This window comes from Streptomyces sp. NPDC048258 (genome assembly GCF_043201995.1).
In the GTDB taxonomy this organism is placed as follows: Bacteria; Actinomycetota; Actinomycetes; order Streptomycetales; family Streptomycetaceae; genus Streptomyces.
The window spans coordinates 822,621-840,027 of sequence record NZ_JBICZH010000001.1 but is presented as its reverse complement, the minus strand read 5'-3'; the positions used below and the strand labels follow the sequence as shown (position 1 = coordinate 840,027).

Genomic DNA, 17,407 nt, shown 5'->3' with positions numbered 1-17,407 from the left:
GGTCAACGGCTCCTTACAGACTCAGATCCGGGTGGAGCCGGTCCATGGTCCACACCTGCTTGCCGCGAGCGGCCAGCGCGGTGAGGGCGAGCGCGCCCGCCGTGAAGGCCACCAGGACCGCGCCACCCTGCCACACGGGGGCGAGGTCGCCGCCCGTGATGAGGCGGCGCAGGCTCTCGACGACGTACGACATCGGCAGGTACGGGTGGATGGCGTTGAAGAAGCCCGGGCTGGTCTGTACGGGGTACGTGCCGCCCGCCGAAGTCAGCTGGAGCATCAGGACGGCGAGGACCAGGATCCGCCCGGCGGCGCCGAACTTGGCGTTGAGCCACTGGACGATCGCCGCGAAGCAGCCGGTGACCAGCATCAGGAAGCCGATGGTGAGGGCCGGGCGGGCCATTTCCAGGCCGAGTCCCCAGTGGAGCACGGCCATGAGCAGGCTCACCTGCGCGGCGCCGATGCCCGCCACGGGCAGCCAGCCGGCGAGGGCGATCCGCCAGGGCGAGGCACCGGCGGCCAGGGCCCGCCGGTTGAGCGGGGCGATGAGCATGTAGGCGACCATCGCGCCGACCCAGAGGGAGAGCGGGATGAAGTAGGGGGCGAAGCCGGTGCCGTAGTTGGGCGCCTTGTGCAGGGACTGGTTGGCGAGCCGGACCGGGTCGGCCATGACCTCGGTGCGGGTGTCGCGCTGCTGCTGGTCGTAGTCGGGGATCTGGCCGGCGCCCTTGTGGAGGCCGTCGGCGAGGTCGCGGTTGCCGTCGACCAGCTTGTACATGCCGCCGTCGAGGGTGTGCGCGCCGTCGCCGAGCTTGCCGACGCCCTCCTTGATGGCGCCGGAGCCGGTGGTGGCGGTGCCGAGGCCGGTGTGCAGCTGGGCCATGCCGGCGGCGACCTTGTGGGCGCCGGTGTTGAGGGCGTTGACCTTGGCGACGGCCGCTTCGAGGTCGCCCGCGAGCTGGGGGGCCTTGTCGACGAGCTCCCGGGCCTTCTTCTCCAGGTCGGTCAGCTGGGTGCGGAGCTTGGTGACGTCGCCGTTCGCGTTCTTGACCAGGGTGCTGACGTCCCCGGTGAGTTCGGCGGCCTCGGCGGCGTCGTCCTTGACCTTCTTCAGGTCGGGGCAGGAGGCCAGGTGCGGTTCGAGGCCCGGGGTGAGGCAGTGCTTGGTGTAGTAGGCGTCCGCGCCCGCGGAGGCCTTCTTGGCGGCCGCGGCGGCGGCCGGGGCCTTCGCGGCGAACGTGTCGAGGTGGTTGTTCACGACCTTCGCGGAGTCGGCGACCAGCTCGGCGGTGTCCGCCAGGTTCTTGGGGTCCTTGACGAAGGGACGGGCCTTGTCGGCGGCCCCGTTGACCTTGTCGGCGAGGGTCTGGGTGCCGTCCGCGACGTCCTTCGAGCCGGTCTCCAGCTTGGCCGCGGCCGAGTTGAGCTTCTGCAGGCCGCTGTTGAGCTCGCCGGTCTTCTCCTCGGCCGTGTCGAGACCGTCGGCGAGTTCCTTCGCGCCTTCCTGGGCCTTGCCCGCACCGTCCTTGAGCTTGTCGGCGCCGTCGGCGGCCTCGGCGGTCTTGTCGTGCAGGTCGGAGAAGTTGACGAAGATCTTGTCGAGGAAACCGCGGGAGGCGTTGGTCGACGCCGCCGAGCGGACCTCGGAGAAGACGGTGCGCGAGATCGAGCCGACGATGTAGTTGTTGGCGTCGTTGGTGCGGACCTGGAGGGCGCCGGTGGTGGGGTCCTCACCGGAGCTGGAGGCGATCTTCTCGCTGAAGTCGGCGGGCATCGTGAGGGACAGGTAGTAGGTCCCCTTCTCCAGCCCCTTCGCCGCCTCGCCGGCGCTCACCTCGCGCCAGTCGAAGGTCTTGCTGTCGTGGAGCTTCTTGGCGATCTCGCCGCCGGCGTCGATGCGCTTGCCGTCGACGGTCGTGCCCTTGTCGGCGTTGACGAGGGCGACGGGCACCTTGTCCAGGCGCTTGTACGGGTCCCAGAAGGAGCACAGGTACAGGGCTCCGTAGAGCAGCGGGATCAGGAGCAGCGCGACGAGAGCGGCCGCGGGCAGCTTCCCCCGCCCGAACCGCTTCAGCTCAAGCGCGGCCAGCTTCGGCGAGCGCATCGTCCGCCCCCTTCGTGTCGTCGTTCTCGGTGTCGGTGTCGGTGTCGGCGGCGGTTTCGTCGTCGGCGTCGGTTTCGTCGTTCTCGGCTTCGGCTTCGGCTGTCGCTGCCGCTGCCGACTCGACCTCGGCCTCGCCGGCCGGTTCCGCCGGGCCGGTCCGCAGGACGAGCGCGTCGTCGGGGGCCTCGCTGCACACCGCGAGGACGGTGGTCCCGCCGGCGGCGATCGAGCGGAGCAGGGCCCAGGCCTCGATGCGCTCGGCGTCCGAGAGCTTCAGGTCGAGGTCGTCCAGGGCCAGCAGCCGCGGCGAGCCCAGCAGGGCGATGGCCACGGACAGCCGTACGGACTCCAGGCGTTCCAGGTCCCGTACGGAGGTGCGCGGCCCCTTGGGCAGCGCGGCGAGGTCCAGCCCCGCGGCGTCCAGGGCGGCGTCGATCCGGGCCCGGGCGTCCGCCCGGCGCTCGGCCGGGGGGCGCAGCAGGGCGCGGACCGGGCCGTCGTAGTGGCGGTGGAGCAGGGCGCCCTCGCGCAGCTGTTCGGCGACGGTGAGGGCCTGGTCGAGGTCGGTGACCCCGGAGACCGGGCCGAGGGCGGCGATCCGGCGGACGGCCGACATGTGCTTCGGCAGCCGGTGGCCGCCGATCTCGGCGTGGCCCGCGGTGGGCTTCATCCGTCCGGTGAGGGCCAGGAGCAGACATGTCCGGCCGGTACCGGAGGGGCCTTCGACCGCGATGAGCGAGCCGGGCGCCGCGTCGATGCCGACTCCCCGGAAGGCCCAGCCGCGCGGGCCCTTGAGTCCGAAGTCCTCGGCTTTGACGGCCGCGCCGTGCGGGCTGTCCACGCCGTCCCCCCTTCTTTTGAACTGACCGGTCAGTTCAAAAACTAGCACCTTCCGGCGCACGGGGTGGGCAACGGGGGGCAATTCCCCCGGGATTGACCGTAAAATCGCAGGTCAGAGCGATTGTCAGTGGCGCCCGTCACGATGGTTGGAACGCATCGACAGGAGGTTCGTCATGGCCACACCGTCCCCGTCCCCTGTCCACCCCGTCCTGCGGCGGTCGGCAGCTCCCTCCCCTACGGCTCCGCCGCGGGGATACCCCAAGGCCGCTCTCGACCTGCTCGCCAAGGCCCGCACCGGCCTGGCCGAGGCCGCCCGGCTGACCCGGCCCAACGAGCGGTACGCCACCGCCCACCTCGCCGCGCTGCGGACCGCCGCGGCCGTGCTCGCCGCGCGCGGGCGGCCCGAGCCGGTCGGCCCGCGGCGGCGGCCGCGGATCCGCAGCGCGTGGGAGGTACTGCCGGAGATAGCGCCGGAGCTGACCGAGTGGAGCGCGCTCTTCGCCTCCGGCGCCGCTCGCCGGGCCCGGGCCGAGGCGGGGATAGCGGACGCGGCGACCGGCCGGGACGCGGACGATCTGGTGCGTGCCGTCGAGATGTTCCTGCGCCTGGTGGAGCGGATGCTCGCGATCCGGCCGGCGCAGCAGACGCTGCCGCAGGGGGTGCCGCAGCCGCGCCCGGAGCGTCCGGACGCGGGATGAGCTGACCGGTGGCGGAAGGCAATAGGGTGGGGCGGGGCGGGGCACTGACCGCTCCCCCCTTCCCCACCGCGCCGAGGAGCCATCAGCCGTGTCGGACACTTCCCGCCCCCGCGCCTCCCTTCGCACCGCCGTGGTGTGGGAGGTCCTCAAGGAGGCGCTCGACCGCCGGGTGAAGGTGACCGGGCGGGACGTGCTGGACGTGCTGGACACCGGTGGCGGCACCGGCAAGTTCGCCGTGCCGGTGGCCCGCCTGGGCCACCGGGTCACCGTGGTCGACCCCAGCCCGAACGCGCTGTTCGGACTGGAGCGCCGGGTGGCCGAGGCCGGCGTCGCCGACCTGGTCCGCGGAGTGCAGGGCGACGCCCAGGGCCTGCTGGACGTCGTCGAGCGCGATGCCTACGACGTGGTGCTCTGTCACGGCGTGCTGGAGTACGTGGACGACCCGGCCGAGGGCGTGGCCAACACGGTGGCGGCCCTGCGCCCCGGCGGCACGCTCAGCCTGCTCGCCGCCGGCCTCGGCGGGGCCGTGCTCGCCCGCGCCCTGGCCGGACACTTCACGGAGGCCCGTACCGCCCTCACCGACCCGGCCGGCCGCTGGGGATCCGGCGACCCGGTGCCGCGCCGCTTCACCGCCGAGCAGCTCTCCGAGCTGGTCGGCGGGGCCGGACTGACGGTCGGCGCCGTCCACGGCGTGCGGATCTTCGCGGACCTCGTTCCGGGGGTCCTGGTGGACACCGAACCGGGCGCCGTGGAGGCGCTGCTGCGTCTGGAGGAGGCCGCCGCGGAGCTGCCGGCCTTCCACGCCGTGGCCACGCAACTGCACGTGCTGGGCGAGAAGCAGGCCTGATCTGCGATCTTCCGCGCATGGAGTCGGCCACACACCCTCCGAACCGGCGGTCCGCCCCGTATGATCGGGGCAGTGACCGGCATGGTGGACGGACCATTGGGGAATTAACGCCTCAGGGACCGCTCCCGCGGCGGTACGGGTTTCAAGGGCTGTGCTGACAGCCTGGCGTAGAGGGCGGGTATCACGGGGGCGATTCCCCGCCTATCCTGAAGGGGACCCCTGGTCGCTACCCCCCGCGACCGACGGATGAGGAGGACTCCCGTGCCGCTCTCGGAGCACGAGCAGCGAATGCTCGAGCAGATGGAGCGAGCGCTGTACGCCGAAGATCCCAAGTTCGCGACAGCGCTTGAGGGCAGCGGACTGCGTACGTACACCCGGCGACGGGTCTACCAGGCAGTCGTAGGCATTCTGGTGGGTATCGCGCTCCTCATGACCGGTGTGATCGTGCCGAACGTACTGTGGATCAGCGTGGTGGGTTTCCTCGTCATGCTGGGCTGTACGGTCCTCGTGGTCACCGGTTGGCGCAAGGCACCCAAGCCTGGCGAACAGCCCGTCTCCGGAAGTGCAGGCGGTTCGGCCCGTGGCCGGAACCGGCAGCGTCGGTCGATGATGACCCGCATCGAGGAACGGTGGCAGCGCCGCCGTGACGAACAGGGGCAGTAGCCCCCGGACATCGTGAGTGAAGGGGACGGCCGCCGTGTGCGGCCGTCCCCTTCACTGTTGTGCGTTCTGCCCGTCCGCTCACCCTTTCTGCGGCATGATGATCGAATGAGTGTGCTCCCCCTGGTCTTCACCAGTGGCTGGGCCAGTGGGATCAACGCGTACGCCGTGGTCCTCCTGCTCGGCATCTTCGGCGCGACCGGCCTGTCCGACGAGGTCCCCGCCTCGCTGCAACGCACCGACGTGATGATCGTCGCGGCGGTGCTGTTCCTCTGCGAGGCGGTCGCCGACAAGATCCCGTATGTGGACTCGGTCTGGGACGCCGCCCACACCGTGATCCGCCCGGTGTCCGGTGCCGTGGTGGGCGCGCTGCTGGCCGGCCAGAGCGGTTCGCTCTCCGACATCACCGCCGGCGCGGTCGGCGGCTCCACCGCGCTGGCCAGCCATTTCGTCAAGGCCGGCACCCGGATGGCGATCAACACCTCGCCCGAGCCGTTCAGCAACGTCGCCATGAGCATGGCCGAGGACCTCGGCGTGGCCGGGATCATAACCTTCGCGATGTTCAATCCCGAGGCCGCGGCGATCATCGCGGCCGTCCTGCTGGCCGCCGGACTGGCCATACTGATCTTCCTCTGGACCCGGATCCGCCGCTTCCTGCGCCGCCGTGCCCAGCGCCGCGAGGAGAAGCGGCTGGCCGCCGAGGCCCGCGAGGCCACCGGAGCCCCGCCCCGCTGACCACCCGCCCCGGCCACCGCGCCGACCGGCCGTCCGACCACCGCGCCGACCGGCCGTCCGACCACCCCGCCGATCACCGCGTACGGCCTCGATAGGCTCAGCCGCATGGCACGAATTGCGGTGATCGGCGCCGGGATGGGCGCGATGGCGACGGCGGCCCGGCTGGCCGTGGCAGGGCACCGGGTGACGGTGTACGAGCGCGCGGCGACGTACGGCGGCGCGGTCGGCCGGTACGAGCGCGAGGGCTTCGCCTTCGACACCGGGCCGGGGCTGCTGCACCTGCCCGCCGTCTACCGCGACCTCTTCGTGAAGACCGGCAAGCGGCCCCTGGAGACCTGTGTCGACATGGTCCAGGCCGACCCGGCCGTCCGGCACGTCCTCCCCCGCCACGGCGTCGACGTCACCCTCCCCGGCGCCTCGCACGGCGGTGTCGCCGCCGCCCTCGACGGGGCCTTCGGCCCGGGCGCCGGCGAGCGCTGGAACGCCGTTCTCGGCCGCGCCCGTGACGCCTGGGACGCCACCCGCCGCCCGCTGCTGGAGGAGCCGCTGCGCGCGGACCGGCGGGCGCTGTCCGACGACCCGTACCCCGCCCTGCGCCGGAGCGGCCTGCTGCGCCGCCGCCCGCCGACCCTCGCCGAGGTGGCCGACCGGGAGCTGGGCGGCGGCCTCGGCGAGCTGCTGACCGGCCTGGTGCGCGCGTACGGGATCGACCCCGGCCGGGCGCCAGGCTCGGCCGCCGTGCTGCCGTACATGGAGCAGACCTTCGGCAGCTGGTACGTCCGCGGCGGGATGCGGGCGCTGGCCACCGCCGTCCACGAGCGCTGCCGGGAACGGAAGGTGGAGTTCGTCTTCGGGGCGGAGGTCCGGGAGGTCCTCGCGCCGCGGGGCCGGGCGGCCGGTCTGCGGCTGGCCGACGGCGGCGAGGTGGCCGCCGACTCCGTCGTCTGCGGGATCGACCCGCGGCTGCTGCCGGCCGCCTCCCTGCCGTGGCCGCCGCAGGCGGTCCCCGCCCGCGGGGAGGACCTGCCCAGCCGCCTCACGCTCTTCCTCGCGCTGCGCGGAGCCCGCCCCTCCGACGCCGTCCACCGCACCCTGGTGCACTCCCCCGGCCTGGACGTCACCGTCATGCGCCCCGACGACCCCGCCACCCGCCCCGACGCGGACCACGAGGCGGTCACGGTCAGCACCGTGTGCGGGCCCGGGGGCGCGGGGCCGGAGGAACTGCTGGAGCTCGCCGGGAAGGCCGTACCGGGGCTGCGGGAGCGGCTGCTGTGGCACGAGGCGCGCACTGCGGCCGATGTCGAGGCGGCGACCGGCGCGGTGGGCGGCGCGGTGCCCGCGCCCGCCCTCGCGGGGGCCGGGGGCCGGCTGCTGTACCCCGCCAACACCACGGCCGTGCCGGGGCTCTACCTGGCGGGCGGCTGGGCGCACCCCGGCGGCGGACTGGCGCACGCCGGAATGACCGGGGCCCTGGTGGCCGGGCTGATCGTGGAGGGCGCGGAGTTCCGCGGCTCCCAGTGACCCGCCGGCCCGCTCAGTAGCGGTACTGCTCGTACTCGCCCTGCTGGGGGTACGGGTACTGCTGCGGCTGCTCGGCCTGCTCCTCCGCCGGATAGGGCTGGGCCACATCCCGCTGCTGCGGGACCCACACCCCGCCGGGCGGGGTGTCCATCGCGTACTGCTGCTGCCCGTAGTCGGGGTACTGGGTGTAGGCCGAGTAGTCGTAGGCCGCGGGCGGTCCGACACCGCCGCCGGTGCCGATGTACGGGTCCGAGTAGGCGGCGTAGACCTGCTGCTGATCGCCCGTCGGATAGCCGGCGGAGTAGTCGTACCCGCCGCCGACGCCCTGGTTCTGCTGGTCGTAGTACGCCGCGTACTGGTGGGCTTCCTGCTCCGCCGTGGTGAACGGCGAGGCGAAGGCCGCCGTCTGGCCCGCCTCGGGAGCGGGCGCGAAGCTCTGTATCCCGTAGGAACCGGTGTCCTCGGGCATCGGCTGCGGGCTGTAGACCTCTTCGGCCTCGACCTCGGCTTCGGCCTGGAACTGCCGCTGCTCCCCGGCGCCGTCCGCGTCCTCGTACTCCAGCGCGGTGACTTCGAGGGCGGGTTGCGGGCGCGGACCGCCGGACCGGCGCCGCCGGGACTGCCGTACGGGTTCCCCGCCGCGGCGCAGCGCCCAGCCGGCGACGAAGCCCTTGCGGAAGGAGAGCGTCACCAGGGTCTGGCCCAGGGCGAACGCGGCCGCCCCGGCGCCGATGACCAGCACCGACGGCAGGATCACCCCGGCGACCACGCCGAGGAACCCGGCGAAGGCGAGCAGGCGCCAGCGGAGCCGGGCCTTGTACTGCATCAAGACCTCGGCAAGCAGCCACAGCGCGACGAAGCCGAACGCGATGTAGAGGACCGTCATACCCATGCATGGCCCCTCTCGGTACGGCCGACCGCGTGGGAAACGGGGGCCAGCCGGTCAGGCCCGCTGGTGCAGGCCCAGGTTCTCGTAGATCTCGAGAGTCGCCGTGGAATTGTTCAGCGTGATGAAGTGCAGCCCTGGGACACCCTCGGACAGCAGCCGCGCGCAGAACTCCGTGGCGAACTCGATGCCAATGGAGCGTACAGCGGCCGGATCGTCCTTGACCGCGAGCATGCGCTCTTTCACGTTCTCGGGGAAGAGCGCATTGCTGAGTTGGGGCAGCCGGTCGAGCTGCTTGATCGCCACAACAGGCATGACCTCGGGGATGATCGGGGTCTCGCAGCCGGCCTTCTCGACGCTGTCGCGCAGCCGCAGATAGTTCTCCGGATCGAAGAACATCTGTGTGATCGCATAGTCCGCTCCGGCGCGGCACTTGTCCACGAAGTGCCGGATGTCCGTGTCCCAATCCGTCGAGCGGGGGTGCATCTCGGGGAAGGCCGCGACGCCGACACAGAAGTCGCCGGACTCCTTGACGAGCCGGACCAGGTCCGCTGCGTAGTGCACGCCGTCGGGGTGGGCCACCCAGTCGCCCATCGGGTCGCCCGGCGGATCTCCGCGCACGACGAGCATGTTCCGGATCCCGGCGTCGGCGAACTGCCCGATGACATTGCGCAGCTCAGCGACCGAATGGTCCACGGCGGTGAGGTGCGCGACGGGGGTCAGCGTGGTGTCCGCGGCGATCTGCTGGGTGGCTCGGACGGTGCCGCCGCGGGTGGAGCCGCCGGCTCCGTAGGTCACGGAGACGAAGCTGGGGGATACCGCCTCGACCCTGCGCAGGGCGTTCCAGAGGTTGCGTTCGCCCTTCTCCGTCTTGGGGGCCCAGAACTCGAAGGAGTACGAGCGCCCGGACGCGAGGAGGTCGCGGACCGTGTGTGCACGATCCGACCAGGTGGAAGCGGTACCAGAGGCCATACGGGCAGGTTAGACGCGGCCCGGCGGACGCCGAAGCGCTGTCCGCCTTTTGGACACGTTTTTGGACACCTGGTCGCGCGGCTCCGGCCGAGCGGTTCCTAATCCGCAAGGGCGCGCTACGGCTGTCCGGGTATCCGGGCGAAACGCGCTACGGCTGTCCGGGTGTCCATCCGGGCGGACGACAGCGGACAGGAAGCGGACAGACCGGGCGGGCGGGAAGCGGACAGGACTCAGCCGAGCCGGGCCCGGACGCGCTTGGCGAGGTCCGCGGCGGCCGCACCCGGGTCGGTGGCCTCGGTGAGGGCGCGGACGACGACGACACGGGTGGCTCCGGCGTCCAGCACCTCGTCCAGATTCGCGCTGTCGATGCCGCCGATGGCGAACCAGGGCCGGTCCTGCTCCAGGGAGGCCGCGTACCGGACGAGCCCGAGGCCGGGGGCGAAGCGGCCGGGCTTGGTGGGGGTGGGCCAGCAGGGGCCGGTGCAGAAGTAGTCCACGCCGGGCTCGGCGACGGCCGCGTCGACCTCGGCCTCGGCGTGGCAGGAACGGCCGATCAGCACCTGGTCGCCGAGGATGGCGCGGGCGGCGGGGACGGGGATGTCGCCCTGGCCGAGGTGCAGGACGTCGGAGCCGATGGCGTGCGCGACGTCGGCGCGGTCGTTCACGGCGAGGAGCTTGCCGTGGCGCCGGGCGGCCTCGGCGAAGACCTGGAGGTGTTCGAGCTCCTCCCCGGCCTCCATGCCCTTGTCCCTGAGCTGGACGATGTCCACGCCGCCGGCCAGCACGGCGTCCAGGAACTCGGGGAGGTCACCCTGGCGCTTGCGGGCGTCCGTGCAGAGGTAGAGCCGGGCGTCGGACAGCTGCATGGGTGTACCCCCCGGGATGGAGGCGGTGTACGAGCCCCGCGGGCCCGTACACCGCGGTGGAGCGGATGCGGATCAGGTCAGAGGGCGAGCGCCTGAGCGCGGCGCTTCACCTCCGTGCCGCGATTCTCGCTCAGCGCCTGCACGGGGGTGCCGGGCAGGGTCGGGTCCTCGGTGAAGAGCCACTCAAGGATCTCCTCCTCGGTGAAGCGGTCGTCGCGCAGCACGGTCAGCAGGCCGACCAGGCCCTTGACGACCTTGTCGCCGTCGATGAAGGGGGCCGGCACCTGCAGGGCGCGGTTCTCGCCCCTGCGTACGGCGATCAGCTGCCCTTCCTTGACCATCTGGCGGACCCGGGTCACCTCGATGTCGAGCATCTCCGCGATGTCGGGGAGGTACAGCCACGAGGGGACAAGGGAATCGATCTTTGCGTCAATCTCGGTCACGGGTACAAGCCTGCCATCTCGGACCGGCACCCGGTACCGGAGCCGCCCGTCCGTGGTCCGGCCGGGACTACAAGGGGGTCGACTTGAGCGGAACCGCCGGGTCGGAGACCTTGGCCGGGTCCACCGCGGCCGCCGTCTCGATCAGCTTTCGGCCCTGCGCCAGGTCGCGGGGGCGGCCCACGGCCAGGACCGCGACCAGGACGCCGTCGCGCAGCCAGCACACCGACCAGGTGGGGCCGGCCGGGTCGCCGCGCCAGAGCAGGGTGTCGGCCCCGGCGTGGTGGCCTGCGTACTGGACGAAGCGCCCGAACTGCTCCGACCAGAAGTACGGCACCGGGTCGTACACCTGGACCGGTTCCCCGGCCAGGATGTTCGCCGCGACCGCCCGCGGGCCCTGGAGCGCGTTGTCCCAGTGGTGCACGAGCAGCCGCGTCCCGTAGCGGGCCGAGGGGAAGGAGGCGCAGTCGCCGACCGCGTACACCCCGGGCAGGGAGGTACGCAGGTACGCGTCGGCGGTGACCGAGCCGTCGGGGCCCAGTTCGACGCCGGTCCCGGCCAGCCACCCGGTGGCGGGGCGGGCTCCGATACCCACCACCACCGCGCCGGCCGGCAGGGCGCGCCCGTCCGCGAGCAGCACCCGGCCCTCCTCGACGCCGGAGACCTTCGCGCCGGTGATCAGCTCGGCGCCCGCCTCCTCGTACCAGCGCGCCATCGGGGCGGCGACCTCCGCCGGCAGCGCCCCCGCCAGGACCCGGTCCGCCGCCTCGACCACGGTCACCTCGCAGCCCGCCTCCCGGGCCGCGGTGGCGAACTCCGCGCCGATCCAGCCCGCGCCGACGACCACCGCCCGGGGCGCCTCGGCCAGGACCGGGCGCAGCCGCGCCGCGTCGTCCAGCGTCCGCAGCAGGTGCACGCCGGGAACGCCCTCCGTCCCGGGCAGGGTCAGCGGCACGGCGCCGGTGGCCAGCACGAGGACCCCGTACGGGACCGGTCCCGCCTCGGTGTCCAGCTCGCGCTCGGCGGCCCGCAGCCCGGTGACCTCCGTGCCGAGCCGGAGCTCGATGCCGAGCCCTTCGAAGTCCACGTCGAAGGCGGAGTCCTCGGCCTTGCCGAGCAGCACCGCCTTGGACAGCGGTGGCCGGTCGTAGGGCTGGTGGGGCTCGGCGCCCAGCAGGGTCACGGGGCCGGTGAAGCCCTGCTCGCGCAGGGCGACCGCGGTCTGCACGCCGGCCATTCCGGCGCCCACGATCACGACGCCGCTCGGGTTCTGCTCCGTCTGCTCACTCACCCGGCCACCCTAATCACCTGACGGGCCGCCAGGAATAGGTGCCGCCTTACCCGCTGTCCGGACCGGGGTTAGTCTGGCCACCGTACCTATCGCGGGAGTCCGGGCGCACCGGGCTGAGAGGGAGGCTGGCCGGCCTCCGACCGTACGAACCTGATCCGGGTCATGCCGGCGAAGGGAGGGGCTGGACGCCCATGCATTCTTCTCGGAAGGGATCCGACGTCCTCGTCATCGGGGGCGGGATCATCGGACTCGTCACCGCCTGGCGGGCTGCCCGTCGGGGCCTCGGCACCGTACTGGCCGACCCGGCCCCCGGCGGGGGCGCCGCCCAGGTCGCGGCCGGGATGCTCGCGCCCGTGACCGAGCTGCACTACGGCGAGGAGGCCCTGCTGGGTCTGGGTCTCGCCTCCGCCGCGCGCTATCCGGAGTTCGCCGCCGAGCTGGCCGAGGCGAGCGGCGGTCTGGACATCGGCTACCGGGCCTGCGGCACCCTCGCCGTCGCCCTCGACGCCGACGACCGGCTCCACCTGCGGGAGCTGCACGCCCTGCAGCGCCGCTGCGGCCTGGAGTCCGAGTGGCTCACCGGCCGGGAGTGCCGCCGGCTGGAGCCGATGCTGGCCCCGGGGGTCCGGGGCGGCCTGCGGGTGGACGGCGACCACCAGGTCGACCCGCGGCGGCTCGCGGCCGCGCTGCTGGCCGCCTGTGAGGGGGCCGGCGTGGCCGTCCACCGGGCGGCGGCGGAGCGGCTGCTGGTCACCGCCGACCGGGCGGCCGGGGCCCTGCTCGACGACGGTACGGAGCTGCGCGCGGACCAGGTGGTGCTGGCGGCGGGCTCGCTCAGCGGGCGGCTGGCGGGCGTCCCGCCGGAGGTCGTGGCCCCCGTACGGCCGGTGAAGGGCCAGGTGCTGCGGCTCACGGTGCCTGCCGCCTATGCGCCGTTCCTGTCGCGGACGGTACGGGCGGTCGTGCGCGGCAGCCACGTCTACCTGGTCCCGCGCGAGAACGGCGAACTCGTCGTCGGCGCCACCAGCGAGGAGCTCGGCTGGGACACCACGGTCACCGCGGGCGGGGTCTACGAACTCCTGCGCGACGCCCACGAGCTGGTGCCCGGCATCACCGAACTCCCGCTCACCGAGACCCGCGCGGGGCTGCGGCCGGGCTCCCCCGACAACGCCCCGCTGCTCGGCCCGACCGACCTGCCCGGCCTGCACCTGGCCACCGGGCACTACCGCAACGGGGTGCTGCTGACCCCCCTCACCGGCGACGTGCTGGCGGAGCTGCTGACCACCGGCGAACTGCCGCCGATCGCACGCCCCTTCACCCCCCGCCGGTTCTCCGCCGCACGTCAGGAGTCGTACGCATGACCCTCCCCGTCTCCGTTTCCGTCTCCGTCAACGGCGAGCCGCTCGAGGTCGCGGCCGGCACCACGCTCGACGCGGTGGTCGCCACCCTGACGGCGGCCCCCTCCGGCGTCGCCGCAGCGCTCAACGAGACCGTGGTCCCGCGCGGGCAGTGGCCGCTCACGCCGGTGGGCGAGGGCGACCGGGTCGAGGTCCTCACCGCGGTCCAGGGAGGCTGACGGCCATGGCAGACGACCTCTTCGTCCTCGGCGGCCGGACCTTCTCCTCCCGCCTGATCATGGGTACGGGCGGCGCCCCGAGCCTGGACGTCCTCGAACGCGCCCTGGTCGCATCCGGCACCGAACTCACCACGGTGGCCATGCGCCGGCTCGACCCGACGGTCCAGGGATCCGTCCTCTCCGTCCTGTCGAAGCTGGACATCGCCGTCCTGCCGAACACGGCGGGGTGCTTCACGGCGGGTGAGGCCGTGCTCACGGCACGGCTCGCGCGGGAGGCGCTGGGCACCGACTGGATCAAGCTGGAGGTGGTCGCGGACGAGCGGACCCTCCTGCCCGACGGCGTCGAGCTGCTGGACGCCGCCGAGGTCCTCGTGGACGAGGGCTTCACGGTCCTCCCGTACACGAACGACGATCCGGTGCTCGCGCGGAAGCTGGAGGACGCGGGCTGCGCGGCGATCATGCCGCTCGGGTCCCCCATCGGGTCGGGGATGGGCATCCGCAATCCGCACAACTTCGAGCTGATCACGGAACGGGCGTCCGTCCCCGTCATCCTGGACGCGGGGGCGGGCACGGCCTCGGACGTGGCGCTGGCGATGGAACTCGGCTGTGCGGCGGTGATGCTGGCGTCGGCCGTGACGCGGGCGCAGGAGCCGGTGCTGATGGCTGCGGCCATGCGGGACGCGGTGTCGGCGGGGCGCCTCGCCCGTCGCGCGGGGCGCATCCCGCAGCGGCGCTTCGCCCACGCCTCGTCTCCTGCGGAGGGCCGGGCCGCCCTCGACCCGGAACGCCCGGCGTTCTGACCTGCGGCCCGCCTGCCGGGGCTCCGCCCCGGACCCCCTACGGCGCTCCGCGCCCGCGCCAAGCAGACGGCACCAGCCAAAATCCAGCCCCGCCGGCGTTTGAGGCGCGGGGTCCGGGGCGGAGCCCGGATCTTTGAGCCCCGCCGGCGTTTGAGGCGCGGGGTGCGGGGCGGAGCCCCGGTCTTTCAGCCCGCCGGCGTTTGAGGCGCGGGGGTCGGCCCGGCGGCGGCGCGTGCCCGGGGGTCACGTCACAGGTGCGCTGCAAGGCACCGGGCGGCGGGTTCGGCCCGCACCGGCCCCTCGTAGAATCGCCGGGTGGATACGACCCTGGATGACCCCCTCGTCGGGCGCGTGCTCGACGGCCGCTACCGCGTCGACGCCCGCATCGCGGCCGGCGGCATGGCCACGGTCTACCGGGCCGTCGACACCCGCCTGGACCGCGTCCTGGCCCTGAAGGTCATGCACCCGGCGCTCGCCGCGGACGCCGCCTTCGTCGACCGGTTCATCCGGGAGGCGAAGTCCGTGGCCCGGCTCGCCCACCCCAATGTCGTCGCCGTCTTCGACCAGGGCACGGACGGGCCGTACGTCTACCTGGCCATGGAATACGTCTCCGGCTGCACCCTGCGCGACGTGCTCCGCGAGCGCGGCGCCCTCCAGCCCCGGGCCGCGCTCGACATCCTGGAGCCCGTGCTCGCCGCCCTCGGTGCCGCCCACCGGGCCGGCTTCGTGCACCGCGACATGAAGCCCGAGAACGTCCTGATCGGCGACGACGGCCGGGTGAAGGTCGCCGACTTCGGGCTGGTCCGGTCCGTGGACTCCGTCACGAACACCACCGGGTCCGTCCTCGGCACCGTCTCCTACCTGGCCCCCGAGCAGATCGAGAACGGCGTCAGCGACACCCGCGTGGACGTCTACGCCTGCGGTGTCGTCCTCTACGAGATGCTCACCGGCTCCAAGCCCCACACCGGCGGCTCCCCCGCCCAGGTGCTCTTCCAGCACCTGCACGAAGACGTACCGCCGCCGTCGGCCGCCGTCCCCGGGCTCCCCGTCGGTCTCGACGAGCTCGTCGCGCACGCCACCGCGCGCAATCCGGAGCTGCGCCCCTCCGACGCCGCCGCGCTGCTCGGCCTCGCCCGCGAGGCCCGGCTCCGGCTCAGCGACGCCGAGCTGGACGCCGTGCCGCCGCAGGCTCGCGCCGAGGAGCGGTCGTCCGCCGAGGACCGCACCGGCGTGATCCCGCGCCCGGTGGCCGCACACCAGCCCGTGCACCACACCTCCCGGCTGGAGATGCCGCCCCCGCCGCCGCCCGCCCCGGCACCGGACCCAGGCCGGCGCCGGCCGCGCCGCGGCACGCTCCTCGTCGTCGTCGGCGTCCTGCTGGCCCTCGGCCTCGGCACGGGCGTCTGGTACATCAACTCCGGCCAGTTCACCAAGGTCCCCAACCTCCTCGGCAAGACCGAGGAGCAGGCCAAGTCCCAGCTGTCCGCGGCCGGCCTCGGCGTGAAGCGGGTCGACCGGAAGTTCAGCGACGCCTTCGACCGCGGGACGGTGATGAACACCGATCCCCCCGGCGGCGGCCGGATCCGCGGCAACGGCGCGGTGACGCTCACCATCTCCCGAGGCCCCGAGGTCGTGGCCGTGCCCAACCTGAAGGGCCGGCCGCTGGAGGAGGCCAAGGCCGAGCTGACGAAGGCCGGGCTGGCTCCCGGCAAGGTCACGCAGGCCTTCAGCCAGGACATCGCCCAGGGCTCGGTGATCGGCTCCGACCCGGTGGGTGGCGAGAAGCGGGCCCCCGACACGGCGGTCGCGCTGGTCGTCAGCAAGGGCCGCCCGATCCCCGTGCCCACCGTGGCCGGGATTCCGTTCGAGCAGGCGCGCTCCACCCTGGAGGGCCTCGGCCTCAAGGTGGCCACGGCCCCCGAGCAGGTCAACGCCCCCTCGCCGGTCGGCACGGTCGCGAACCAGTCCGTCGGCGCCGGAACGCAGGCCGCGGCCGGGGACACCGTCACTCTGACCCTCTCCAAGGGCCCCCGCCAGCTCCCGGTCCCGGACGTGACCGGCCAGGAGGTGGACGCGGCACGCAAGGCGCTGGAGGTCGCGGGCTTCAAGGTGAAGGTGGAGCGGCCGTTCCTCTCCTTCAGCAAGACCGTGGAGTCCCAGTCGGTGCCCGGCGGGCAGAACGCCCCCGAGGGCAGCACGATCATCATCAGGACCAAGGGACTGTAGGGGTACGTGGAGTACGTGAAGCACGTCGAGCACGTCGAGCACGCTGAGCAGGACCGTTCGGCGCAGGCCGTCCGCAACCCCGTGGGCGGGCACGTCCCCGTCGCGGGCGGGCTCGCCTCGGTAGGGCTGACGTACGCGCGGGAGATGGGCGCGGAGGCGGTCCAGGTCTTCGTGGCCAATCCGCGCGGCTGGGCCACACCGGTGGGCAATCCGGCGCAGGACGAGCTCTTCCGCGCCGAGTGCGCGGCCGAGTCCCGGCCGGCCTACGTACACGCCCCGTACCTGATCAACTTCGGCTCGCACACCGAGGCGACCGTCGAGAAGTCGGTGGAGTCCCTGCGCCACTCGCTGCGCCGGGGCCGGGAGATCGGCGCGCTCGGGGTGGTCGTGCACACCGGCTCGGCCACCGGAGGCCGCCCGCGCGAGGCGGCGTACGCGCAGGTCAGGCAGTACATGCTGCCGCTGCTGGAAGAGCTGACGCACGACGACGACCCCTTCCTGCTGCTGGAGTCCACGGCCGGCCAGGGCTCGTCGCTGTGCTCGCGGGCCGAGGACTTCGGGCCGTACTTCGAGGCGCTCGACCACCACCCGAAGCTGGGGATCTGCCTGGACACCTGCCACATCTTCGCGGCCGGACACGATCTCGCGGAGCCGGGCGGGACGAAGCTGACGCTGGACCTGCTGGTGGACACGGCGGGCGAGGGCCGGCTGAAGCTGGTCCACGCGAACGACTCCAAGGAGGGCGTCGGCGCCCACAAGGACCGGCACGCCAACATCGGCCAGGGCCACATCGGCCGGGAGGCCTTCGCCGAGCTGTTCACGCATCCGGCGATGGCGGGCGTACCGCTGATCATCGAGACGCCCGGCGGCAAGGAAGGACATGCGGCGGACGTGGCGCTGCTGAAGCGGCTGCGTCCTTGAGGGAATACCCCCAGGGGGTATACGGTT

General features: G+C 73.2%; 17 protein-coding genes and 1 riboswitch. Of the genes, 10 read left to right on the top strand and 7 right to left on the bottom strand.

The window, feature by feature from the left end:
• Window positions 1–13 precede the first annotated feature (13 nt).
• Both ACGFYQ_RS03900 and ACGFYQ_RS03895 read right to left on the bottom strand, forming a co-directional pair.
• A complete protein-coding gene (locus tag ACGFYQ_RS03900; protein WP_393739569.1) occupies window positions 14–2,101 on the bottom strand; it encodes a YhgE/Pip family protein in 2,088 nt (695 codons plus the stop codon).
• Window positions 2,073–2,942: an ATP-binding cassette domain-containing protein gene (locus tag ACGFYQ_RS03895; protein WP_393739567.1), complete on the bottom strand. Its 870-nt coding sequence runs from the start codon at window positions 2,940–2,942 to the stop codon at window positions 2,073–2,075. Before ACGFYQ_RS03895 ends, ACGFYQ_RS03900 begins: the two co-directional genes overlap by 29 nt.
• A 172-nt stretch (window positions 2,943–3,114) precedes the next feature.
• On the opposite strand from ACGFYQ_RS03895, the gene ACGFYQ_RS03890 reads away from it, so the two are divergent.
• From ACGFYQ_RS03890 to ACGFYQ_RS03870, 5 genes are all read left to right on the top strand, one after another.
• Window positions 3,115–3,639, top strand: coding sequence for an SAV_6107 family HEPN domain-containing protein (locus tag ACGFYQ_RS03890; RefSeq protein WP_393739565.1), 525 nt, complete (start codon window positions 3,115–3,117; stop codon window positions 3,637–3,639).
• Between the two features lie 88 nt (window positions 3,640–3,727).
• Window positions 3,728–4,486, top strand: coding sequence for a methyltransferase (locus ACGFYQ_RS03885; RefSeq protein ID WP_393739563.1), 759 nt, complete (start codon window positions 3,728–3,730; stop codon window positions 4,484–4,486).
• Window positions 4,487–4,747: 261 nt separating this feature from the next.
• On the top strand, window positions 4,748–5,149 hold the full coding sequence (locus ACGFYQ_RS03880) for a DUF3040 domain-containing protein (RefSeq protein WP_328925249.1): 402 nt from the start codon (window positions 4,748–4,750) through the stop codon (window positions 5,147–5,149).
• 105 nt (window positions 5,150–5,254) lie between these two features.
• Complete coding sequence (locus ACGFYQ_RS03875) at window positions 5,255–5,881, top strand: DUF4126 domain-containing protein (protein ID WP_393739560.1); 627 nt, start codon at window positions 5,255–5,257, stop codon at window positions 5,879–5,881.
• A gap of 105 nt (window positions 5,882–5,986) precedes the next feature.
• The gene (locus ACGFYQ_RS03870; RefSeq protein ID WP_393739558.1) at window positions 5,987–7,402 is read left to right on the top strand and encodes a phytoene desaturase family protein; all 1,416 of its coding nucleotides are present in this window, start codon (window positions 5,987–5,989) and stop codon (window positions 7,400–7,402) included.
• A 13-nt stretch (window positions 7,403–7,415) separates the two neighbouring features.
• On the opposite strand, the gene ACGFYQ_RS03865 is transcribed toward ACGFYQ_RS03870, so the two are convergent.
• From ACGFYQ_RS03865 to ACGFYQ_RS03845, 5 genes are all read right to left on the bottom strand, one after another.
• The gene (locus ACGFYQ_RS03865) at window positions 7,416–8,294 is read right to left on the bottom strand and encodes a hypothetical protein (protein WP_393739556.1); all 879 of its coding nucleotides are present in this window, start codon (window positions 8,292–8,294) and stop codon (window positions 7,416–7,418) included.
• 51 nt (window positions 8,295–8,345) lie between these two features.
• On the bottom strand, window positions 8,346–9,260 hold the full coding sequence (metF, locus tag ACGFYQ_RS03860) for a methylenetetrahydrofolate reductase [NAD(P)H] (RefSeq protein ID WP_393739554.1): 915 nt from the start codon (window positions 9,258–9,260) through the stop codon (window positions 8,346–8,348).
• A 230-nt stretch (window positions 9,261–9,490) separates the two neighbouring features.
• Window positions 9,491–10,126: a thiamine phosphate synthase gene (gene thiE / locus ACGFYQ_RS03855; RefSeq protein ID WP_393739552.1), complete on the bottom strand. Its 636-nt coding sequence runs from the start codon at window positions 10,124–10,126 to the stop codon at window positions 9,491–9,493.
• 77 nt (window positions 10,127–10,203) lie between these two features.
• Entirely contained in the window at window positions 10,204–10,569 is a 366-nt protein-coding gene (locus ACGFYQ_RS03850) for an Rv2175c family DNA-binding protein (RefSeq protein WP_393739550.1), read from the bottom strand.
• A 67-nt stretch (window positions 10,570–10,636) separates the two neighbouring features.
• Window positions 10,637–11,857: an NAD(P)/FAD-dependent oxidoreductase gene (locus tag ACGFYQ_RS03845; RefSeq protein WP_393739548.1), complete on the bottom strand. Its 1,221-nt coding sequence runs from the start codon at window positions 11,855–11,857 to the stop codon at window positions 10,637–10,639.
• Between the two features lie 81 nt (window positions 11,858–11,938).
• Window positions 11,939–12,051, top strand: a riboswitch (TPP riboswitch).
• Between ACGFYQ_RS03845 and thiO the strand changes: the two genes are divergently transcribed.
• The 5 genes from thiO to ACGFYQ_RS03820 all read left to right on the top strand — a co-directional run bounded on the left by thiO (window position 12,049) and on the right by ACGFYQ_RS03820 (window position 17,380).
• Window positions 12,049–13,218, top strand: coding sequence for a glycine oxidase ThiO (gene thiO, locus ACGFYQ_RS03840; protein WP_393739546.1), 1,170 nt, complete (start codon window positions 12,049–12,051; stop codon window positions 13,216–13,218). Its footprint overlaps the riboswitch before it by 3 nt.
• A complete protein-coding gene (gene thiS, locus ACGFYQ_RS03835) occupies window positions 13,215–13,433 on the top strand; it encodes a sulfur carrier protein ThiS (RefSeq protein ID WP_393739544.1) in 219 nt (72 codons plus the stop codon). Before thiO ends, thiS begins: the two co-directional genes overlap by 4 nt.
• A 5-nt stretch (window positions 13,434–13,438) precedes the next feature.
• Entirely contained in the window at window positions 13,439–14,233 is a 795-nt protein-coding gene (locus tag ACGFYQ_RS03830; protein ID WP_393739542.1) for a thiazole synthase, read from the top strand.
• 315 nt (window positions 14,234–14,548) lie between these two features.
• Window positions 14,549–16,459, top strand: a complete 1,911-nt coding sequence (gene pknB, locus ACGFYQ_RS03825; RefSeq protein ID WP_393739540.1) for a Stk1 family PASTA domain-containing Ser/Thr kinase — start codon at window positions 14,549–14,551, stop codon at window positions 16,457–16,459.
• Window positions 16,460–16,474: 15 nt separating this feature from the next.
• The gene (locus ACGFYQ_RS03820) at window positions 16,475–17,380 is read left to right on the top strand and encodes a deoxyribonuclease IV (protein WP_393739749.1); all 906 of its coding nucleotides are present in this window, start codon (window positions 16,475–16,477) and stop codon (window positions 17,378–17,380) included.
• Window positions 17,381–17,407 lie beyond the last annotated feature (27 nt).